Consider the following 20,817-nt stretch of genomic DNA (forward strand, 5'->3'; position numbering starts at 1 on the left):
GATAAAAATTGAAAGGCTTGCATCAATGCAAGCCTTTCTTATGGGAGTCACTTTCACTTTTAATCACCTAGATTAGCGCGATGTCCGTTTAAGTCTTCGTTTAATGTTCTGCTCTTTCACTACAACGTCGAATAGCGGAGCGAACAGGTTGGCGAACAAGATAGCCAGCATAATGCCCTCTGGGTAGGCTGGATTAAGCACTCGAATACCGACCGTCATCACGCCGATCAAAATCCCATAGGCCCATTTACTCTGATTGGTAAACGCGGCAGATACAGGGTCTGTTGCCATGAAGAAGGTACCAAAGGCAACACCACCCAACACAAAGTGCCAGTAAAACGGCATCGAAAACATCGAGTTAGTATCCGACCCTATCCAGTTCAGTAAACTCGACGTCACGACAAGGCCGACAATCACACCGGCGACAATGCGCCAAGACGCTATCTTCATCACAATCAAAATCAACCCCGTCAGCATGATCAGCAGTGACGACACCTCACCCATCGAACCTGGAATATTACCGATAAAGGCATCCATCCAGGTGATCGCCTCGCCAGTCATGTTATTGATGAGTGACGTGCTGCCGCCTTCATACCATTGACTCAGCGGTGTCGCGCCTGAATAGCCGTCAGCGGCAACCCACACAAGCCCACCCGACATGTTGGCTGGATAGGCGAAATAGAGAAACGCGCGGCCTGCAAGGGCTGGGTTCAAGAAGTTTCGTCCTGTACCACCGAACAGCTCTTTGGCGACAACGATACCAAAGGTGATACCTAAAGCGGCTTGCCAAAGCGGGATGGTTGGCGGAAGAATGAGTGCGAATAGTACCGAGCTAACAAAGAAACCTTCATTCACCTCATGTTTTCGTACAACGGCAAATAAAACCTCCCAGAAGCCACCTACCACAAACACCGTGGCATAAACGGGTAGGAAATAGAGTGCACCAAGCAACATCTGACTTTCCCAGCCACTTGCCACCAATGACTGCGCATCACCAAATGCCCACGACAGACGCCAGCTGCTTTCAATAACCGAGGCAAGTTCGTTAAGTTGATAGCTGGAGGTTAATGCGAGGACGCTTTGGTGTCCGACGTTATACATCCCCCAGAACATTGCCGGGAAAGTCGCCAGCCATACCAGAATCATGATGCGCTTTAGGTCAATGCTGTCACGAACATGGGTTATACCGCGGTTTACGTTTCCGGGTGTATAGAATATTGTCGCGAAAGCTTCATACACTGGGTAGAGCTTTTCGTACTTCCCTCCGGCTTCAAAGCGTGGAGCCACGTCTTCTAATCGTTTTTTTAAACTCATAATCTCAATCACCTTATTGCTTGAGTTATGGTTTTCTACGCATCAGCCGCGCTATTTGAACAATTTTTAACAATTTTTAATCAAATTCGTCTTGAAGAACGAGTGTCTAAAAGTCGAACCGATGTTGAAAAAGAGAGGCGTATAAACAACAAAGCCCCAGCGATGGCTGAGGCTTATTTGGTATTGCTGCATGTCGGAGTTATTTCACACACATCACATTGAGAAGTGAAGACCCTTTTAGTTGATTCACGTTACCGTTGGTAAACAGACCTTTCTTATCTGCGCCCCAGTAAGGTAGGTGCATTGGCCAGTTCTGTTTCTCCATTACCTTCGAACCTAAGATGCTCTGCCATTGCTTTTCAGTCATCAGCTTCATGTTGAGCTGCTTACACACTAACTCAGCACTGGCGTAATCTAGGCGACTCCAAGGCTTACCTTGCTCCATGTAGAACTGTTGTTGATGATCTAGAAGGTAAGGAATAGCATATTGGCTACCCGCAATGTCTGCTTTCACGCGAATCTCGATCTCTAGATCATCGTCTGAGCTCACGTTGCCGCTTGGTAATGTCTGAATAGCAGCAGTACTCGTTACCGCCGCCGCTTGCTTAGCAGCCACAGGTTTCGGTGCAGGCTTAGATTCTACTTTTGCAGGAGCCTTAGGCTTAACCATTTTTGGCTCTGCTGGTTTTGCCACAATAGGCTGTGATGAGGTTTTCGACTTATCGACCATACGAATAAACGCTTCACCGTAACCAGGAACCTTACGCACCTGAGCTAGGTCTTTTCTCGCATCAGAGAAGGTAGAGTAAGGTCCGATTAAGCAACGGTAGTCTCCGCCTTCCGGCTTCATCCACACGTTGGTCGAGATTTTCTCATATAGGGGCTTTGCTCGGCTCAGTGACAGAGGCTTATTCAGCAGGCCACATTGAACCCAAAACAGTTCGTTATCTGAATGACGTTTAGGCGCTTTACTGCCCCATACACCCTTACCGATCGGACATGATTGCTCTAGCTGTGGTAATTGGTTGGTGCTTGCCTGAGTTGCATCACATAGAACCGACTCTGCATTCACTTGGCTCGATACCAAAAGAGATGCAGCGATAAGCCCCATACGATAATGTCTCGTCACAGCACGACATACAGCATTCATTGTCAATTTCATAACCACCACTTAAACCCTTGCGGGCTAATTATTACCGAATCTATATCGATAAAACATGAATTCCATTTTAACTATTATTGACACTGTCAATAATACTAAGTTCCAGATCCATTAAGCAAAAAAAGAGCCGTAATTGCTTACGGCTCTTAATTTAGTGACTTTTTTTACTAAAAATCAAACCGGGCTATCACCCTTTATAAATTTTCGGGTTAAACACGTCACGTAACCAGTCGCCTAATAGGTTAATAACGAGAACCAATGTTACCAAAAGCACACCTGGGAATGCTGTGATCCACCATGCTCCTGAGAAAATGTAGTTAAAACCAGTACTGATCAGGGCACCGAGTGACGGTTGGTCTACCGGAAGACCTAAACCGAGGAAAGAAAGTGCCGCTTCTGACATGATGGCATTTGCCACCTGTACCGTAGAGATAACCAAAATCGGTGATAAACAGTTAGGCAGAATATGGCGGAACATGATGCGAGGCGCTCTAAAGCCCATCACACGTGCCGCTTCTACGTACTCTTTCTTCTTCTCTGCCAATACCGATGCACGAATCGTACGAGCATACTGCGGCCATTCAGCAATACCGATGATCACCACCAGCATAACAACCGCATATTGCGCGTAGAAGTCACTACCGAAACTCGCCTTAAAGATGGCCGAGACAATGATCGCAACCATCATGGTTGAGAACGAAAGCTGAACATCGGCAAAACGCATCAGGAAGCTATCAATACGACCACCGAAGTAACCTGCAGACAAGCCAATGATGATACCGAGAGTCAGCTGAAGACCTACCGCTAGGAAACCGATCGTCAATGACAGACGCGAGCCGTAAAGCATCGTAGATAAGATGTCACGACCCTGCTCATCAGTACCCAGTAGGAAGCGTTCTTCGCCGTCTTCCATCCAAGATGGTGGCAACTCAGAATCCATGATGTCGATAGACGTCACGTCATACGGGTCTGTTGGCGCTAGAATAGGTGCCGCTAATGCCATAACAAGGAAAGCTGCAAAGATAGCGAAGCTCACCATTGCCACTTTGTCACGTAAGAAGTAGTACAGAATGTCTGACTGCTTGAATCGCTCCCAACGAGATGGAGCTGTTGTTGTTTGTTCCATGATTATGCTCCTTTCCCTGTGATGTTCACTGTTGGGTTAATGATGCCGTATAGCAGGTCAACAATGGTGTTAGTTACTACGAAGATCAGGCCAACGAAGATAACGTATGCGGTAATCAGTGGTGTATCCACTCGGTTAATCGCTTCAAGGAATAGGAAGCCGGTACCCGGCCACTGGAATACAGTTTCAGTAAGAATGGTGTAAGCCACCATAGTACCGATTTGAACACCGCCTACCGTTAGTACTGGCAGCATTGTGTTTTTCAAAGCGTGTTGGTAGTAAATCTTGTTCAGCGCTAGGCCTTTTGCTTTACCAAACTTGATATATTCAGAGCTAAGAACCTCTAGCATTTCAGAGCGTACTAGACGAATGAACAGAGGCAGCATGATAGATGCTAGAGCAATACTCGGCAGCACTAAGTGTGCAAGGCCATCGAGCGTTAAGAAACCAGACTCCCAGCCAAACCAGTTTGCGGTCTCACCACGTCCAAACGACGGCAGCCAACCTAACTCAATAGAGAATACATACATCAACATGATTGCGGTTAAGAAAACAGGCACAGAAATGCCGATACTACTGCCCGCCATCACCAGTTTAGTGAAGAAGCTTTTTGGGTGTATTGCAGAATAAACGCCAAGTGGAATCGACAGACAAACAATGATCAGAGAAGCGCCGAACACAAGCTCAAGCGTTGCGACTAGTTTATCTAAGATTACGTCCACAGCTGGGCGTTTAAAGAAATATGAAGTACCAAGATCACCTTGTAGAGCTGCGCCCACAAAGCGAGTGTATTTTGTAATGAAGGGATCATTTAAGCCGAGTTCATCACGCAGCGCTTGACGCTCCGATTCTGAAACAGATTGACCGACTAACTCACGCAACGGGTCGCCCAGGTTATCCTGAATGGCAAACGCCACCAAACTGATCACAAACATCACTATCAGTGCCTGAAACAGGCGCTTGACCAGAAACGTAACCATTCCTTGCCCCTTATCTATCCATGACTATCTAGTCGAAATCCGCGACTAGATAACAAAATTCAGTCTTAAAAAAGGTATTTAGCCAGACTGAAGGAAGACCAAATACCGAAACTTAAATCTATATCTTAATAATTTGAGAGCCTGAAAAGCTTCAGGCTCTCGATTCTAGCAAGCTAGATTATTTTACAACTAGGTCGCCGAAGTAAGGCATAACCATTGGGTTTACTACGTCTGCTGCACCTACGTTAGACTTCGCGCCCCACGCTTCACTTTGCCAGTGTAGCGGTACGAATGCTGCGTCGTTGTAAAGTGTTGCTTCAACGCCTTTCAGCATTTCAGCACGCTTAACTGGGTCAGTTTCAGTGTTAGAAGCTTCTACGATCGCATCCATTTCTGGGTTTGAGTAGCCAGAACAGTTGTATTGACCACGGCCAGTCTCTTCGTTACGAGTCATAGTTAGGAACTCGTTGAAGTTAGCTGAATCTTCTGTATCTGAGTGCCAGCCGATCATCATCATGTCTGCTGAACATAGGTCAAACTCAGGCCAGTACTGTGCTTTAGGCATAGTTTTAAGATCAACTTTGATACCAATCTTAGACAGCATTGCCGCAGACGCTTGCGCTACTTTCGCATCGTTCACGTAACGGTTGTTTGGAGCCATCATAGTTAGCGTAAAGCCATCTTCGTAGCCCGCTTCTTTCATCAGCTCTTTCGCTTTTTTCAGATCGTAACGAGGAACTAGGTCTTCGTTGTGACCCGCGTAGCCTGTTGGGCTTTGCTGACCAGCTGCTGTTGCGAAGCCTTTCATGATCTTCTTAACGATACCTTCGTTATTGATTGCGTGAACAATCGCCTGACGAACGCGAACATCTTTAAGTGCTTCGTTGCTGTTTTGGTTCATTTGGAACGTGATGATACGAGTACCAGGTAGCGTCACTAGATCGATGTTCTTAGCGTTTTTAACACGCTTGTGATCGTTTGGTGCTACTGGGTGAATCATATCAACGTCGCCAGAAAGAAGTGCTGCAACACGTGTCGCGTCTTCTTTGATTGGCACAAGTGTTAGCTTGTCTACGTTGCCTTCAGTTTCTGTGTCCCAGTAATCGTTGAAACGCTCGAACGTTACTTTAACGCCTTGCTCACGCTGCGTTACGATAAATGGACCAGTACCTGAAACGTTAGTCGAAGCAAACGAGTTACCGTGCTTAACTAGCTCAGACTTGTCTTTACCTTCCGCTGTTTGGCCAGAGTAGAACTTGCTGTCCATTGGGAAGATGTAAGTTGCTGTTTGTAGTACTAGTGGGTAAGCCGCTTTTGATACTAGCTCAACTGTGTAGTCATCCACTTTTACCATTTTTTCGTATGGCGTGAAGATAGACTTAAAGTCTGGAGAAGCTTGTAGACGTTCAAAAGTCCACACAACATCATCAGCAGTCAGTTCGTTACCAGAGTGGAATTTCACACCTTTACGTAGGTTGAAGCGGAAAGTCGTTTCATCAACACGCTCCCAGCTAGATGCTAGGCGGCCTTCAAAATCCATCTCTTGAGTGAAACGTACTAGAGGGTCAAACACCATGTGAGACATTTGCAGTGTGCCACCAGACAGCTGCTCGTGCGGGTCAAGTGATACTGGGTCAGCTGCGTAGCCAACGGTAATATCTGCTGCTGCTGCACTAAAGCTTAGGCCAGCTGCCATTAAAGCTACTGCTAATTTGCTTTTCATGGTTTTCATTGCATAACTCCTTCATGCGGGAATCCAGATCCCTAGTTGTTGTATTTGCGTCTGTTTATTGTTTTTAGCAAGCTAAACTCCAGCCTGCTGATTTTTATACCGCGGCTTGTGCCACTGCTTTTTCTTCTCTTAAACCTGTAAATTCAGGCATTAAAGAAATTAGGTGTTTGCTGTATTCATGCTGAGGCGATTGGAATAGCTGCTCGGTTGGCGCAACTTCCAATAGCTCTCCCATTTGCATCACACCAACACGATCACACATTTGGCGAATAACCGGTAAATCGTGACTGATGAACAGCATGGTTAGGTTTAGCTCGTCTTGTAAGTCTTTTAATAGGTTGAGGATCTGAGCCTGTACCGACACATCCAGTGCCGACGTAGGTTCATCACAAATCAAAAGACGAGGGCGAGTTGCCAAGGCGCGAGCGATAGAAATACGCTGACGTTGGCCACCTGAGAATTCGTGTGGGTACTTAACCCCGGCCATTACGCCCAAACCAACGTGCTCTAGTAGATCGTTCACGATCTGACGAGTTTCATTTTCGTTACGAGTAAGCTTATGGAATCGGATAGGCTCAGCAATGATGTCGAATATCTTCATTCGAGGGTTCATTGATGTGTAAGGGTTTTGGAAAACCATCTGCATTTGACGACGCATAGGGCGACGTTCTTTTTCAGATTTCAGACCAGTAAGATCAACGCCTTCAAACGTTACCTTGCCTGAGTTTGGTGCGTACAAGCCAGCAATCACACGAGCAATCGTTGATTTACCTGAACCTGATTCACCTACTAAACCAAACGTCTCACCTTCATGCACTTCAAAGCTCACGTTGTTGGATGCTTGAACGTACTCACGACGGCTCTCAAAGAAAGAATCTTTGGTAGTAAAGCGTAAGTTTACGTTCTCAACGTTCAACAGAGGGCCAGTGTAATCACGGTGATCTTGGCTTTGACCTAACCAGTGGTTCTTCACATCCAATGGTTCCATCTCTTGTGCTTCTTCGATGTAGCTAACAAGAGGGAAACGATCGAGTTTGCGATCCGAACGAGGAACCGCAGAGATAAGACTGTGTGTATATGGGTGCTCAGGAGTACCCAGAACTTTCGCTGTTGGGCCAAACTCAACTAAGTCACCACGATACATAACGGCTACGCGGTCGGTAACGTTAGATACCACGCCCATGTCGTGCGTGACCAACATGCAACCTACGTTCTTCTTAATACATAGGTCGCGAATCAAACCCAAGATCTGGTCTTGGATAGAAACATCCAGTGCTGTTGTTGGTTCATCTGCGATGATTAGGTCAGGTTCACCTGCCAATGCGATCGCGATAACCACACGCTGACGCATACCGCCAGAGAATTGGTGAGGGTACTGCTTTAAACGGTTTTCTGGTTGTGGGATACCCACTTGGTTCATCAAGTCTAATGAGCGCTGGTAGGCTTCTTGATCCGAAACCTTCATGTTGGCATGAATCGTCTCTTTTAACTGCTGTTCTACTGTGAATAGAGGGTTAAGAGAAGTCATTGGGTCTTGGAAGATAAAACCAATCTTTGAGCCGCGAACAGAACGCATCTGTTCAGGAGATAAACCAGAGACTTTTTCGCCATCCAGAAATACCTCGCCGCTAGCAATGCGGCCAGGAGGGCTCAGCAAATCGATCACAGCATTACCTACTGTTGATTTACCTGCACCAGACTCGCCTACAACACCAACAATCTCACCACGTTCAATGTTGAACGAAAGTGATTTAACTGCGGCGTGAACTCCATGACGAGATGGGTATTCGATACGAAGATTTTTTACTTCTAAAAGTGACATTACCAGACCTCTACTGCTTTGGCAGCTTTCTGCCCTGTCTGCAAAATTGAATCCATTCTTACCAGAATATTGTTCTGATATTTTATACGGTTGACAATTTGGCAAATAATTCACAGAAAAGCAACAAAAATAGGATAAAAAGTCGACATTAAACGCTTGGCAAGCAAAAGTGCCACATAACTATTCACCAAAAGAGCATATAGTAAGAAAAATCAACATTATATTATCGGCAAGAAATACTCACAAACTCCTTACCACTACTTACTTGTAGAGTTAAAGCCGTGCTTCAAAGCAGATCTCACTACCAGTCACTAAAAACAAATAATTATTCCAAAAAACAATTAACACTATAGAAACAAACGCTAATTTTGTTAATTTGAACAAATAAAACAACCAGATAAACGTTAATTAGCCATACATTTAACCATCTGTATTATTTTGGTAAATACAAAACAGACAAACGAAAGGCCTAATAAATCAGAGGAGTTTTTGAACGACCAAATGCGTACAAAGCTGTCAAATTCAGGCCTTAGTGAGCAAATTTAGGGTCAGGTTTCACTTTTCATAAAAGTCTTTAGACCAAACCCATTAATATGTCGAATTATTGAGCACTCCATTTATATAAAATTAGATATAGAACTGTACATTTGATAAAGAAAGCAACTCTGTAGCAGCACCATTATCAAGCAGATCGTTAGGAATCTGTCTTATATAAGAAGGGGAGATAGATGTAAGAAGCCCCGTCATTTCTGACGCGGACGGCTAGTTGAGGCTTCTTAAGTGATCAGTGAAGAGACATTCTTTGAACATCAGGCGAACCCCACTCTGTTCAAGTTATCTAAGTTTCAGATGTAAAAAAGCCCTAGTCTTTCGACTAGGGCTTCTTAAGGTGGTCGGTGAAGAGGGATTCGAACCCCCGACCCTCTGGTCCCAAACCAGATGCGCTACCAAGCTGCGCTATTCACCGAGACGTTTCGTTTGATTTCTCAAACTGGGAACTTCAAAGAAGCTACCAAAATTAATGGGGTGGCTAACGAGATTCGAACTCGCGACCACCGGAATCACAATCCAGGGCTCTACCAACTGAGCTATAGCCACCACTAATTTTTTATATAACCGCTTAAAAGCGATTATTGAAATAGTGGTCGGTGAAGAGGGATTCGAACCCCCGACCCTCTGGTCCCAAACCAGATGCGCTACCAAGCTGCGCTATTCACCGACTAGTTTTGTATCGACTCTTGGGAATAATGAATCAACACTGGAAGCCGAAGCTACCGATATTTTGTAAAGAAAGAATGGGGTGGCTAACGAGATTCGAACTCGCGACCACCGGAATCACAATCCAGGGCTCTACCAACTGAGCTATAGCCACCATTATTTCTTTTTTGCCAATTTCTCACTTACCGAAGTAAGAGACCGGATGGCGCGCCTGAAAGGATTCGAACCTTCGGCCTTTGGCTCCGGAGGCCAACGCTCTATCCAGCTGAGCTACAGGCGCATGCCCTGTCGGCGGAGTGGAATAATACGTATATCACCCAATGCCGTCTAGTACTTTTTTAACTTTTTTTTCTGTTTGGTCTCTTTTTCGACAGTTAATATGTGATAAACCCCTTATTTGAGTACTACAACCCGCCACAGCTTATAAGTTGTTGTTTATTGCAACAACTTATCGGGATATAATCACCCATTATTTACATTGGTTTAACAGTTGCTCTTTGCTGGTGAAGCCAAAACACCCTCCAACACTATAAATTGGTAAGCACGTACTTACCTTGGGAATGTAAAGTGAGTTTAATGGATATGTCTCGTCGAATTTTAAGCGTTGTCATCGCAGTTTTAACCTTTTCAACTGGCGCAATGGCTTCAGGCCTTAGCGAAGCAGAGCAAGATGCAATTGCTGAACGCATCAAACCAGTTGGTCAAGTTTACCTAGTCGGCAGCGAACCAGTAGTCGCAGAACCAACAGGCCCTCGTGATGGCGCAACAGTTTACGGTACCTTTTGTATCGCTTGTCACGCATCTGGCGTAAGTGGCGCACCTAAAACAGGTGATGCTGGTGATTGGGGGCCTCGTATTGCTCAAGGTCGCGACATTCTAGCTGACCACGCAATCAACGGCTTCAATGCGATGCCAGCGAAAGGTTCATGTATGGATTGTTCAGACGACGAAATCAAAGATGCTATCGAGCACATGATTGCCGGTCTGTAATTAAAAATGCCAGATTCAGAAAAGGTGACCTCATGGTCACCTTTTTTATTGGCTTCTATATAGTGCGATTAAAGTAGGGCATTACTTCTTGTTGAACATCGCTCGAATATTCGCAATGTGCGCCTGCCCTTTTTCCATTCTTTCTTCAGCGGATTGAGGCTTCTTAACGCTTTCCCACTCCACATCATCGTGCGGCAGCTCATCGAGGAAGCGGCTTTGTGTTGGCTTTATTAATTCACCATATTGACGACGTTCACGACACTTAGTAAAAGTCAGCTCTTTCTGCGCTCGAGTAATCCCCACATACATAAGACGACGTTCTTCTTCTACGTTGCCTTCATCGACACTGGTTTGGTGCGGCAAGATGCCCTCTTCTGCACCCATCAGGAATACATATGGGAACTCTAGACCTTTCGATGCATGCAATGTCATTAATTGGACTTGATCTGCATCGTCATCATCCTCACCACGCTCCATCATATCGCGCAGCGTTAAACGTTGAACCACCTCGCGCAGGGTTTTCTCTTCTTTATCGTAGTTGTCACCCTCAAGATCGGCCACAATCCAGCTATACAGATCAGAGACGTTCTTCATTCGCATTTCAGCGGCTTTCGGGCTCGCTGAGGTTTCGTACAACCAATCTTCGTAGTTGATGTCACGAACCAAAGAACGAACGGCTTCAACCGTATTACCACGCTCGGCATTGTCTGAGATACGAACAATCCAGTCACCGAAGCGGCGCAAATTTTCTAAACCACGCCCCGTCAGTGTCTGCTCTAAGCCCATCTCAAAGCTGGCTTCAAACAAGCTCTTGCCACGCATATTGGCGTAGCTGCCTAACTTCTCAAGCGTCACCGGACCAATCTCTCGGCGCGGTGTGTTTACAATACGTAGGAAGGCGTTGTCATCATCAGGGTTCACCAACACACGCAGGTAAGCCATGATGTCTTTAATCTCGGCTCTCGCGAAGAAAGAGGTACCGCCAGAGATCTTGTAAGGCACACGGTTCTGCATCAGCGCTTTTTCAATCAAGCGTGATTGGTGGTTACCACGGTAAAGCACTGCGTAATCTTTGTATTCAGTACGGTTCAAAAACTTGTGGGCGATGATCTCGCCGGTAATACGCTCTGCTTCATGCTCTTCATTCTTAGCATTCAGTACCTTGAGCTTTTCACCGTCTGGGATCTCTGAGAATAGTGACTTTTCATAAACGTGTGGGTTGTTGGCGATCAAGATGTTCGCCGCACGTAATATTCGGCTGGTTGAGCGATAGTTTTGCTCGAGTTTGATCAAGCGAAGATTTGGATAGTCCTCACCCAGCAACACCAAGTTTTGCGGTTTTGCACCACGCCATGAATAGATAGATTGGTCATCGTCACCTACTACCGTCAAGCGACCACGCTCTCCCACCAGTAAACGAACCAACTCATATTGGCTGGTGTTGGTATCTTGGTATTCATCGACCAGTAAATAGCGGATACGCGACTGCCAGCGCTCACGCACCTCTTGATTGGTTTTCAGTAGTAATACAGGCATCGCGATCAGATCATCAAAATCGAGTGCGTTGTATGCCTTCATCTGTTTCTGGTACATCTCAAAACAGAATGCAAACAACTGCTCTTGTTCGCCTTGAGCACGTGCTTTCGCCTGATCTGGCGTCAGCATGTCATTTTTCCAATTCGAAATGGTGCTCATTAAAGCGCGTAGCAAATCCTTATCACCATCGATCTGTCTCTCTGTTAACTCTTTTAACAAAGCTAACTGGTCTTGGTCATCAAACAGAGAGAAACCCGCTTTCAAACCCAGCGCTTTGTATTCACGGCGAATGATGGTTAAGCCCATGGTATGAAAAGTCGAAACAATCAGCCCTTTCGATTCGCCCTTACCTAGAGTTTGCCCAACACGCTCTTTCATCTCGCGTGCCGCTTTATTAGTAAAGGTCACCGCCGCAATATTACGCGCCTTATAGCCACATTCCTGAACCAGATAAGCAATTTTATTGGTGATAACACGTGTTTTACCGGATCCAGCGCCCGCTAATACTAAGCAGGGGCCCGAAACATATTTCACGGCTTCATCTTGTCTTGGGTTCAGTTTCATTTGATTCTCAGTTTGGTCTAGAGGGGCGAATTCAATTGCGCGCCTATAATAATGCTGCAACAGCACGAATGCTACGTTCTCTTATACAAGATTTTTACGCTGATTATGTAAAACTTTGTTGCACATGTGTGTGGTTATTAGGCTATAATGAATGAACGTTCATTCATTGGTGGTTGAAATATGACAACTCATGCACCTCGGGATAAACGCCAGCAAATACTTTCTGCAGCTGAAAAGCTAATTGCAGAGGTCGGTTTCCAAGGCCTTTCAATGCAAAAATTAGCCAAAGAAGCGGGAGTGGCTGCAGGCACTATCTATCGCTACTTCGATGATAAAGAGCATTTGATAGAAGATGTTCGAATGCTCGTGACTCAAAGAGTAGCTGATGCTGTTCAACAAGGGGTTAATGATTCGGATCCAATTAAACAACGCTACCGTACTATGTGGTTGAACATATGGAACTTAGCAGGAACGAATTTAGCCGCAATAAAAAATCGGGTTCAGTATGACTCTCTACCCATCACAAATAGCCTAAACTTCAGGGAACTAGAACGTAAAATGTTTGCCCAAGTTGAGCTGCTATTTAATGAGGGGAAAGAACAAGGATTGTTTAAACCACTTAACAATGAAGTATTAGGTGGATTGAGCTTGGCGGCTAGTGTTTCTCTAGCACGCAAGCATTCTTTAGGATTTTACCAACTTGATGAGGCAGAACTAGAATCTGCAATCGAAGCCAGTTGGGACGCAATAATTAAACACTAGATCGGAGTTTTGACCATAATGAAAAAGTGGACTTTCTTCATGTTACTCATCGCTGTACTTCTTTTCGGCAGCGTTATTGGGTTCAACATGTTCAAACAACAAAAAATTGCTGAGTATATGGCCAACCGCCCTGAACCAGAGTTTCCAGTAACGGTTACTGAAGTTCAGCCGATCGACTGGGTTCCAGTAATTGAAGCTATCGGCTTCATAGAACCTAACCAAGGTGTCACGCTAGCGAACGAAACCAGCGGTGTTATTGACCAAATCTCTTTTGGTTCTGGTACTGATGTTAAAAATGACCAGCTTCTTGTTCGTCTTGATTCTGGCGTAGAAAAGGCAAATCTAAAGAGTTCTGAAGCTCGCCTGCCTGCGGCAAAAGCAAAATACAAACGCTACCAAGGCCTGTATAAGAAAGGTTCTATTTCAAAAGAAGCGTACGATGAAGCAGAAGCTAACTACTTCTCTCTTTCAGCTGATATTGAAAGCCTTAAAGCATCGATTGCCCGTCGCGAGATCCGCGCTCCGTTTGACGGCACTGTCGGTATTCGTAATGTGTATCTAGGCCAATACCTACAATCTGGCACTGACATCGTTCGCCTAGAAGACACCAGTGTTATGCGCCTACGCTTCACTATTTCTCAAAATGACATCTCTCGTATTGAGGTTGGTCAGGCGATCGACATCTTCGTTGATGCATACCCAGAAAAACCGTTTAAAGGTTCTATTAGTGCCATTGAGCCTGCGGTTAGCATCCAAAGTGGTCTTATCCAAGTACAAGCCGATATCCCAAACAACGATGGTAAGTTACGTAGCGGTATGTTTGCGCGCGCTAACATCATTCTACCTAAACTAGCAAACCAAGTGACACTGCCTCAGACGGCCATCACTTTCACACTTTACGGTGACAATGTTTATATTTTACGTGAAGAAGATGGTGTGCAGCGTGTGAAACAACAAGTGGTGAAAGTAGGTGAACGTACAGAAAGTATTGCTCACATACTGGAAGGCGTAGAGCCTGGCGATGTTGTCGTGACAACGGGTCAAGTTCGTTTAAGTAACAATGCTAAAGTTCGAGTTGTAGAAAGTGATGCAACGACGCCGCCAGCTGAAACACCAATGCTGTAATTGGAGGAATCATGCGCTTTACTGATGTTTTTATTAAACGTCCAGTTCTGGCTATTTCAATCAGCTTTTTGATCGCATTGCTTGGCTTCCAAGCAATCTTCAAAATGCAGGTTCGTGAATACCCAGACATGACAAATACGATCGTGACGGTCACGACGAGCTATTACGGTGCCAGTGCCGATCTGATCCAAGGCTTTATAACTCAGCCATTAGAACAAGCGATCGCTCAAGCCGATAATATTGATTATATGACGTCGCAGTCCGTACTCGGTAGCTCGACTATTACGGTCAATATGAAGCTCAATACCGACCCGAATGCCGCGCTGTCTGACATACTGGCCAAGACTAACTCGGTACGTTCTCAGCTTCCTAAAGAAGCCGAAGATCCAACCGTAACTATGTCTACCGGTTCAACAACGGCGGTACTCTACATTGGTTTTACGAGTGATGAACTCTCTGCAAGCCAAATTACCGACTACCTTGAGCGAGTGGTTAACCCACAACTGTTTACCGTTAATGGCGTATCAAAGGTCGACTTGTACGGCGGGATCAAATACGCATTACGTGTATGGCTTGATCCTTCCAAAATGGCAGCATTAAACCTGACAGCCACTGACGTGATGACGGTGCTTAATGCAAACAACTACCAATCAGCAACTGGCCAAGCAATTGGTGAGTTTATGCTGTACAACGGCAGTGCCAATACCCAAGTAACCAATACCGATGAATTAGAAAGGTTGGTGGTCAAAACCAGTCAAAATGGCGGTTCTATTGTTCGCTTAGGTGATATTGCTAAGGTTTCACTAGAAAAAAGCCACGATGTGGTTCGCGCAAGTGCTAATGGCAAACAAACGGTTGTAACCGCCATCAATGCAGCGCCAAGTGCTAACCCGATCAACATTGCTGCTGATGTTATGCAGCTGTATCCTGAGTTGGAGCGAAACCTACCAAGCAATATCAGCATGAATATCATGTATGACTCAACCATTGCGATTAATGAATCCATTCAAGAGGTTATACACACGATTGTTGAAGCCGCGCTGATTGTATTAGTGGTTATCACGCTATTCTTAGGCTCATTGCGTGCGGTTATCATTCCTATCGTAACCATCCCTTTATCGCTGGTTGGTGTTGCGATGGTGATGCAAGTCATGGGTTTCTCATGGAACTTAATGACGCTACTGGCGATGGTATTAGCAATCGGTCTAGTGGTTGATGATGCAATCGTAGTACTGGAAAACGTCGATCGACACGTCAAATTGGGGGAATCTCCTTTCAGGGCTGCCATCATTGGTACCCGTGAAATTGCAGTACCGGTTATTGCAATGACACTGACATTGGGCGCGGTTTATGCCCCTATCGCAATGATGGGTGGTATCACAGGCTCGCTGTTTAAAGAGTTCGCATTAACCCTCGCTGGCGCGGTATTTGTTTCTGGAATCATCGCTTTAACACTGTCTCCAATGATGTGTTCAAAGCTGCTAAAAGAAAATGCACAGCCGAGTAAGTTTGAACTGAAGGTACACAGCGTACTTGATCGTATGACAGGCCGTTACTCTAAGATGCTGCATGCGATCATGGATCATCGTCCGGTTATCATTGGCTTTGCGGTCATTGTATTTTTAAGCTTGCCGATGCTGTTTAAATTCATCCCAAGTGAACTTGCCCCTGCAGAAGATAAAGGGGTGGTGATGATGATTGGTACTGGTCAATCAACGGCTAACCTAGACTACCTAAGTAACACGATGGATGACGTGAGCGGTATCTTGGTGACCCAGCCTGAAATCCAATACGCTCAATCCTTCACTGGTGTACCAAACTCAAACCAAGCATTTGGTATTGCCTCAATGGTGCCATGGAGTGAGCGCACGGCTAGCCAATCTGAGGTAACGAACCGTATCAGTGGATTGCTACAAGATATCCCAGGCATGGCAGTAACCGCGTTCCAAATGCCAGAGTTGCCGGGTGCCGGTTCTGGTCTACCACTCCAGTTTGTGATTACCACACCAAGCAGCTTTGAGAGCTTATTCGCTATCGCAACCGATATTTTAACGGATGTGAAAGATAGCCCTCTCTTTGTCTACTCTGACCTTGATTTGAACTACGATTCAGCAACGATGAAGATTCAAATTGATAAAGATATGGCGGGCGCTTATGGGGTAACGATGCAAGATATCGGTGTCACCCTAAGCACCATGATGTCGGATGGTTACGTTAACCGTATTGACCTCAACGGTCGTTCTTATGAAGTGATCCCTCAGGTTGAGCGTAAGTTCCGCTTAAACCCAGAGTCAATGAATCATTACTACGTTCGAGCCAGCAATGGTGATGCTGTTCCTCTCGGTAGCTTGGTAACAATTGATGTGGTGGCAGAGCCTCGCTCTCTTCCTCACTTCAACCAGTTGAACTCAGCGACGGTCGGTGCGGTTCCTATGCCGGGCGCGGCGATGGGTGATGCGGTAAACTGGTTTGAAAACATTGCCCAAACCAAATTACCTGCAGGCTATAACCATGACTACATGGGTGAGTCGCGTCAGTTTGTAACAGAAGGCAGCGCACTGTATGTGACGTTCGGTTTAGCACTGGCGATCATCTTCTTGGTTCTGGCGATTCAATTTGAGTCGTTAAAAGATCCATTGGTTATCATGGTGTCGGTGCCACTCGCAATATGTGGTGCATTGATTGCGCTCGCTTGGGGCGCAGCGACGATGAACATCTACTCGCAAGTGGGGCTGATTACCTTGGTTGGTCTGATTACCAAGCACGGTATCTTGATCTGTGAGGTAGCAAAAGAAGAGCAGCTGCATAATAAATTATCACGCAAAGAGGCGGTTATGGAGGCGGCAAGGGTACGTCTACGTCCAATCCTAATGACAACAGCGGCGATGATTGCAGGCCTGATCCCATTGATGTACGCCACGGGTGCAGGTGCAGCTCAGCGCTTTAGTATCGGTATTGTTATCGTTGCTGGTCTGGCGATTGGTACGCTGTTTACGCTGTTTGTTCTACCGGTTATTTATAGCTACTTAGCCGAAAAACATAAACCAATTCCAGTTTTCCTCGAAGATAAAGATCTCGAGAAGCTGGCCCGTGTTGATGAAGCAAAAGCGGCGCACAGAGAATTAGCTAACAATAAGTAATTTCCCTGTCGTATTAACAATAAAAAGGCTACTTCGGTGGCCTTTTTTTGTACGCCATAGGCGACATCTTTGATGTGATTAAATAGAATAGTGATAAATATTAAGGAGTTTTAATTGATATGTTTGATCCAAAAAAACTAGAGCAAATTGCTAAGCAGATCCACGATTCTATGCCTCAACCAGTAAAAGAGCTTGGTTCAGACGTAGACCAAAAAGTTCGCCAAGTTATCCAAGGCCAACTCAACAAGCTAGACGTTGTGAGCCGTGAAGAGTTTGATGTTCAAACACAAGTACTGCTTCGCACTCGCCAGAAGCTCACTGAAATGGAACAAAAACTGGCTGAACTAGAAGCAAAGCTTTCAGACAAATAGTCATTTTTTTCAATCAGTTCAAGTTCGAATAAAGGCTTACCTTCGGGTAAGCCTTTATTTTTTCCTCAATCTATCAAGCCTTCACCGGTAAAATAGTTGCAAGCATAAAAAAGCCCCGAACAAATGTTCAGGGCTATTTTTATTCAGTGATGAACTGGAAGATTAACCGCCAACAGCGATACGCTTCATGTCGCTCATGTAGCTACGTAGCTCTTCACCAATGTATTCTACAGGGTGGTTACGGATAGCTTCGTTTACTTCAATTAGCTTAGCGTTATCAACTTGGTTAGATGTCTCACCTAGACCACGGCCGATGACGTCCGTTGCTACTGAAGGCATGAACTTCTCACGTAGTAGCGGTGTTGCTACGTTAGCGAATAGGTAGTTACCGTACTCAGCAGTATCAGAGATTACAACGTTCATTTCGTAAAGACGCTTACGAGCAACTGTGTTTGCGATTAGTGGAAGCTCATGTAGAGATTCGTAGTAAGCAGACTCATCAATGATGCCTGATGCCGTCATAGCTTCGAATGCTAGCTCAACACCGGCACGAACCATAGCAACCATTAGGATACCGTTGTCGAAGTACTCTTGCTCTGAGATTTCTACGTCAGAAGCTGGGTAGTTTTCGAATGCAGTTTCGCCTGTCTCTTCACGCCAGCCTAGTAGGTTCACGTCATCGTTCGCCCAGTCAGCCATCATTGTGCTAGAGAAGTGACCAGAGATGATGTCATCCATGTGCTTGTTGTAAAGCGGACGCATTAGGTCTTTAAGCTCTTCAGAAAGCTCAAACGCTTTAACTTTAGCCGGGTTAGATAGGCGATCCATCATGTGAGTTACGCCACCAAACTTAAGTGCTTCAGTAATCGTTTCCCAACCGTATTGTAGAAGCTTGCCTGCGTAGCCAGGTTCGATGCCATCAGCAATCATCTTCTCGTAAGATACGATAGAACCCGCTTGTAGCATGCCACAAAGGATAGTTTGCTCACCCATCAGGTCAGATTTAACTTCTGCTACGAAAGAAGACTCTAGGCAACCTGCACGGTGACCACCAGTACCTGCAGCCCAAGCTTTAGCGATATCCCAACCTTCGCCTTTAGGGTCGTTTTCTGGGTGAACAGCGATAAGTGTTGGTACACCGAAGCCACGTTTGTACTCTTCGCGAACTTCAGAGCCTGGACACTTAGGTGCAACCATTACTACAGTAAGGTCAGCACGTAATTGCATGCCTTCTTCCACAACGTTGAAGCCGTGAGAGTAACCAAGAGCAGCGCCTTGCTTCATTAGAGGCATTACTGTTTCAACAACGTTTGTGTGTTGCTTATCAGGAGTAAGGTTGATTACTAGGTCTGCTTGAGGGATTAGCGTTTCGTAGCTACCCACAACAAAGCCGTTTTCATCAGCATTTTTGAATGATTGACGCTTTTCATCAATTGCCGCTTGGCGTAGAGCGTAAGATACGTCTAGACCAGAATCACGCATATTTAGACCTTGGTTTAGGCCTTGAGCACCACAACCAACAATTACGATTTTCTTACCTTCAAGGTATTCAGCTTCTGTCGCGAATTCTTCACGATCCATAAAGCGGCAACGACCTAATTGGTCTAGTTGTTCACGAAGGTTTAATGTATTGAAATAGTTAGCCATTCTAGGGCACTCCTTTAAAAATAAGTCCGTAAGGTCGATATCTCTCTATCGAATGACTTCATACTAAAACAGACACTCCGTTGCTGAAAGTGATATATTCACAATTAGTTATTGCAATAAATGCAACATGGAAACGATCGCAGAACATGAACATAAAATCTCTACAATTATTTATACATTTATGCGACAGCAAGAGTTTCAGCAAAACCGCTGCTGCTATGCACGTCAGTCCTTCAGCGCTGAGCCGTCAGATACAAAAGCTTGAAGAGGAAACAGGACAAGAACTGCTAATCAGAGACAACCGCAGTGTTGATCTTACCCCAGCAGGAAAACACCTATTGCCTGTAGCATTGAGCATCGTGGGAGAGTGGCAGCAATATAACCTTCACCTGAAGGGCGGAGAGCAAGAACTTAAAGGTGAGATCCGTATATTTTGTTCAGTAACGGCTAGCTACAGTCACCTACCTGAACTCATAACCGAATTTAGGGCTATTCATCCGTATATTGAATTTAAGCTCTCTACTGGTGATCCAGCTCAATCCATCGACAAGATCTTAAACGATGAAGCGGATATCGCGATTTCAGCAAAGCCAGACATCCTTCCTTCAAGGTTAGAATTCGAAACCATCAGCGATATTCCACTGTCAGTCATCATTCCATCTGGTGTGAGTAGCTTTAGCCAACAACTGCAATCCGATAAGCCAAACTGGAATGAAGTGCCCTTTATCATCCCAGAAGCAGGAACAGCGCGTGAACGAGCCAATGCATGGTTTAAAAAGATGAAGATAAAACCCAACATATACGCGCAAGTTTCTGGCCATGAGGCGATTGTAAGTATGGTGGCACTAGGATGTGGAGTTGGCATCGCACCTGATGTGGTCATAAACAACAGTCCAGTAAGAGATAAAGTTAGCCGCTTAAAGATAGAACCTATCAAGCCATTTGAGTTAGGCGTATGTTGTAAGCGAGCACAGCTAGATAACCCTCTAATTCGAGCGTTCTGGCAAGTTGCAGAAGGGAAATATTTAGCGGACTAGTCGTCATTGTTTTAAATACAAAAAAGGGAAGAGCACGTCAGTGCCCTTACCCTTTAATTTATGTATATCGCAGATAAGAAAAAAGCCCGCTGATTTCTCAGCGGGCTTTCTAATGGTGGTGGAGGGATAGGGATTTGAACCCTAGAACCGCTATTAACGGTTGCCGGTTTTCAAGACCGGTGCTTTCGACCACTCAGCCATCCCTCCAAAAAATTGTCATCAACAGATTAGTACACTGTAGATGTTGTTACATGTATACACAGGTAACGATATTTAAAGCCTGGCGATGTC

At 45.3% G+C, this 20,817-nt stretch carries 14 protein-coding genes and 6 tRNA genes; 6 read left to right on the forward strand and 14 right to left on the reverse strand.

Annotated features, from left to right (window positions below; translation table 11 throughout):
* Window positions 1–72: 72 nt before the first annotated feature.
* The 11 genes from AB4384_RS07265 to AB4384_RS07315 all read right to left on the reverse strand — a co-directional run bounded on the left by AB4384_RS07265 (window position 73) and on the right by AB4384_RS07315 (window position 9,634).
* Entirely contained in the window at window positions 73–1,314 is a 1,242-nt protein-coding gene (locus AB4384_RS07265; protein WP_372104531.1) for an NADH:ubiquinone reductase (Na(+)-transporting) subunit B, read from the reverse strand.
* Between the two features lie 199 nt (window positions 1,315–1,513).
* Window positions 1,514–2,476 carry an SPOR domain-containing protein gene (locus AB4384_RS07270; RefSeq protein WP_372129209.1) on the reverse strand — a complete coding sequence of 321 codons (963 nt, stop codon included), beginning with the start codon at window positions 2,474–2,476 and terminating at the stop codon, window positions 1,514–1,516.
* A 187-nt stretch (window positions 2,477–2,663) separates the two neighbouring features.
* Window positions 2,664–3,602: an ABC transporter permease gene (locus AB4384_RS07275; protein ID WP_017060135.1), complete on the reverse strand. Its 939-nt coding sequence runs from the start codon at window positions 3,600–3,602 to the stop codon at window positions 2,664–2,666.
* 2 nt (window positions 3,603–3,604) lie between these two features.
* The gene (locus AB4384_RS07280) at window positions 3,605–4,582 is read right to left on the reverse strand and encodes an ABC transporter permease (protein WP_017060134.1); all 978 of its coding nucleotides are present in this window, start codon (window positions 4,580–4,582) and stop codon (window positions 3,605–3,607) included.
* Between the two features lie 178 nt (window positions 4,583–4,760).
* Entirely contained in the window at window positions 4,761–6,314 is a 1,554-nt protein-coding gene (locus AB4384_RS07285) for an ABC transporter substrate-binding protein (protein ID WP_017060133.1), read from the reverse strand.
* A gap of 94 nt (window positions 6,315–6,408) precedes the next feature.
* A complete protein-coding gene (locus tag AB4384_RS07290; RefSeq protein ID WP_048607507.1) occupies window positions 6,409–8,136 on the reverse strand; it encodes an ABC transporter ATP-binding protein in 1,728 nt (575 codons plus the stop codon).
* 890 nt (window positions 8,137–9,026) lie between these two features.
* Window positions 9,027–9,103: transfer RNA gene (locus AB4384_RS07295), tRNA-Pro, on the reverse strand.
* 55 nt (window positions 9,104–9,158) lie between these two features.
* Window positions 9,159–9,234: transfer RNA gene (locus tag AB4384_RS07300), tRNA-His, on the reverse strand.
* Between the two features lie 44 nt (window positions 9,235–9,278).
* Window positions 9,279–9,355 (reverse strand) — tRNA-Pro (locus AB4384_RS07305).
* 77 nt (window positions 9,356–9,432) lie between these two features.
* A tRNA-His gene (locus AB4384_RS07310) sits at window positions 9,433–9,508 on the reverse strand.
* Between the two features lie 49 nt (window positions 9,509–9,557).
* Window positions 9,558–9,634 (reverse strand) — tRNA-Arg (locus AB4384_RS07315).
* Window positions 9,635–9,930: 296 nt separating this feature from the next.
* On the opposite strand from AB4384_RS07315, the gene AB4384_RS07320 reads away from it, so the two are divergent.
* Window positions 9,931–10,344 (forward strand): cytochrome c5 family protein, encoded by a 414-nt coding sequence (locus tag AB4384_RS07320; RefSeq protein WP_372118399.1) that lies wholly within the window; start codon window positions 9,931–9,933, stop codon window positions 10,342–10,344.
* Between the two features lie 81 nt (window positions 10,345–10,425).
* On the opposite strand, the gene rep is transcribed toward AB4384_RS07320, so the two are convergent.
* Window positions 10,426–12,444 carry a DNA helicase Rep gene (gene rep, locus AB4384_RS07325; RefSeq protein ID WP_017061960.1) on the reverse strand — a complete coding sequence of 673 codons (2,019 nt, stop codon included), beginning with the start codon at window positions 12,442–12,444 and terminating at the stop codon, window positions 10,426–10,428.
* Window positions 12,445–12,624: 180 nt separating this feature from the next.
* Between rep and AB4384_RS07330 the strand changes: the two genes are divergently transcribed.
* From AB4384_RS07330 to ubiK, 4 genes are all read left to right on the forward strand, one after another.
* A complete protein-coding gene (locus AB4384_RS07330; protein ID WP_017061961.1) occupies window positions 12,625–13,206 on the forward strand; it encodes a TetR/AcrR family transcriptional regulator in 582 nt (193 codons plus the stop codon).
* Window positions 13,207–13,224: 18 nt separating this feature from the next.
* Window positions 13,225–14,331 carry an efflux RND transporter periplasmic adaptor subunit gene (locus tag AB4384_RS07335; RefSeq protein ID WP_372129211.1) on the forward strand — a complete coding sequence of 369 codons (1,107 nt, stop codon included), beginning with the start codon at window positions 13,225–13,227 and terminating at the stop codon, window positions 14,329–14,331.
* A gap of 11 nt (window positions 14,332–14,342) precedes the next feature.
* A complete protein-coding gene (locus AB4384_RS07340) occupies window positions 14,343–17,471 on the forward strand; it encodes a multidrug efflux RND transporter permease subunit (RefSeq protein ID WP_017061963.1) in 3,129 nt (1,042 codons plus the stop codon).
* 119 nt (window positions 17,472–17,590) lie between these two features.
* Window positions 17,591–17,842 (forward strand): ubiquinone biosynthesis accessory factor UbiK, encoded by a 252-nt coding sequence (gene ubiK / locus AB4384_RS07345; RefSeq protein ID WP_017061964.1) that lies wholly within the window; start codon window positions 17,591–17,593, stop codon window positions 17,840–17,842.
* A gap of 162 nt (window positions 17,843–18,004) precedes the next feature.
* On the opposite strand, the gene ilvC is transcribed toward ubiK, so the two are convergent.
* Complete coding sequence (ilvC, locus tag AB4384_RS07350; protein WP_017061965.1) at window positions 18,005–19,489, reverse strand: ketol-acid reductoisomerase; 1,485 nt, start codon at window positions 19,487–19,489, stop codon at window positions 18,005–18,007.
* 146 nt (window positions 19,490–19,635) lie between these two features.
* Between ilvC and ilvY the strand changes: the two genes are divergently transcribed.
* Window positions 19,636–20,526 (forward strand): HTH-type transcriptional activator IlvY, encoded by an 891-nt coding sequence (ilvY, locus tag AB4384_RS07355; protein WP_017061966.1) that lies wholly within the window; start codon window positions 19,636–19,638, stop codon window positions 20,524–20,526.
* Window positions 20,527–20,642: 116 nt separating this feature from the next.
* Here the strand turns inward: ilvY and AB4384_RS07360 are convergent.
* Window positions 20,643–20,733: transfer RNA gene (locus AB4384_RS07360), tRNA-Ser, on the reverse strand.
* Window positions 20,734–20,817 lie beyond the last annotated feature (84 nt).

Source organism: Vibrio sp. 10N.261.51.A4, from assembly GCF_041471945.1.
Taxonomy (GTDB): Bacteria; Pseudomonadota; Gammaproteobacteria; order Enterobacterales; family Vibrionaceae; genus Vibrio; species Vibrio crassostreae_C.

Bases quoted from the DNA above. Each gene is read 5' to 3' on its own strand.
- AB4384_RS07330 (WP_017061961.1), top strand. From the start codon at position 12,625: ATGACAACTCATGCACCTCGGGATAAACGCCAGCAAATACTTTCTGCA.
- AB4384_RS07280 (WP_017060134.1), bottom strand. From the start codon at position 4,582: ATGGTTACGTTTCTGGTCAAGCGCCTGTTTCAGGCACTGATAGTGATG.
- AB4384_RS07265 (WP_372104531.1), bottom strand. From the start codon at position 1,314: ATGAGTTTAAAAAAACGATTAGAAGACGTGGCTCCACGCTTTGAAGCC.
- AB4384_RS07320 (WP_372118399.1), top strand. From the start codon at position 9,931: ATGGATATGTCTCGTCGAATTTTAAGCGTTGTCATCGCAGTTTTAACC.
- AB4384_RS07335 (WP_372129211.1), top strand. From the start codon at position 13,225: ATGAAAAAGTGGACTTTCTTCATGTTACTCATCGCTGTACTTCTTTTC.
- rep (WP_017061960.1), bottom strand. From the start codon at position 12,444: ATGAAACTGAACCCAAGACAAGATGAAGCCGTGAAATATGTTTCGGGC.
- ilvC (WP_017061965.1), bottom strand. From the start codon at position 19,489: ATGGCTAACTATTTCAATACATTAAACCTTCGTGAACAACTAGACCAA.
- ilvY (WP_017061966.1), top strand. From the start codon at position 19,636: ATGAACATAAAATCTCTACAATTATTTATACATTTATGCGACAGCAAG.
- AB4384_RS07275 (WP_017060135.1), bottom strand. From the start codon at position 3,602: ATGGAACAAACAACAACAGCTCCATCTCGTTGGGAGCGATTCAAGCAG.
- AB4384_RS07340 (WP_017061963.1), top strand. From the start codon at position 14,343: ATGCGCTTTACTGATGTTTTTATTAAACGTCCAGTTCTGGCTATTTCA.
- AB4384_RS07285 (WP_017060133.1), bottom strand. From the start codon at position 6,314: ATGAAAACCATGAAAAGCAAATTAGCAGTAGCTTTAATGGCAGCTGGC.
- AB4384_RS07290 (WP_048607507.1), bottom strand. From the start codon at position 8,136: ATGTCACTTTTAGAAGTAAAAAATCTTCGTATCGAATACCCATCTCGT.
- ubiK (WP_017061964.1), top strand. From the start codon at position 17,591: ATGTTTGATCCAAAAAAACTAGAGCAAATTGCTAAGCAGATCCACGAT.
- AB4384_RS07270 (WP_372129209.1), bottom strand. From the start codon at position 2,476: ATGAAATTGACAATGAATGCTGTATGTCGTGCTGTGACGAGACATTAT.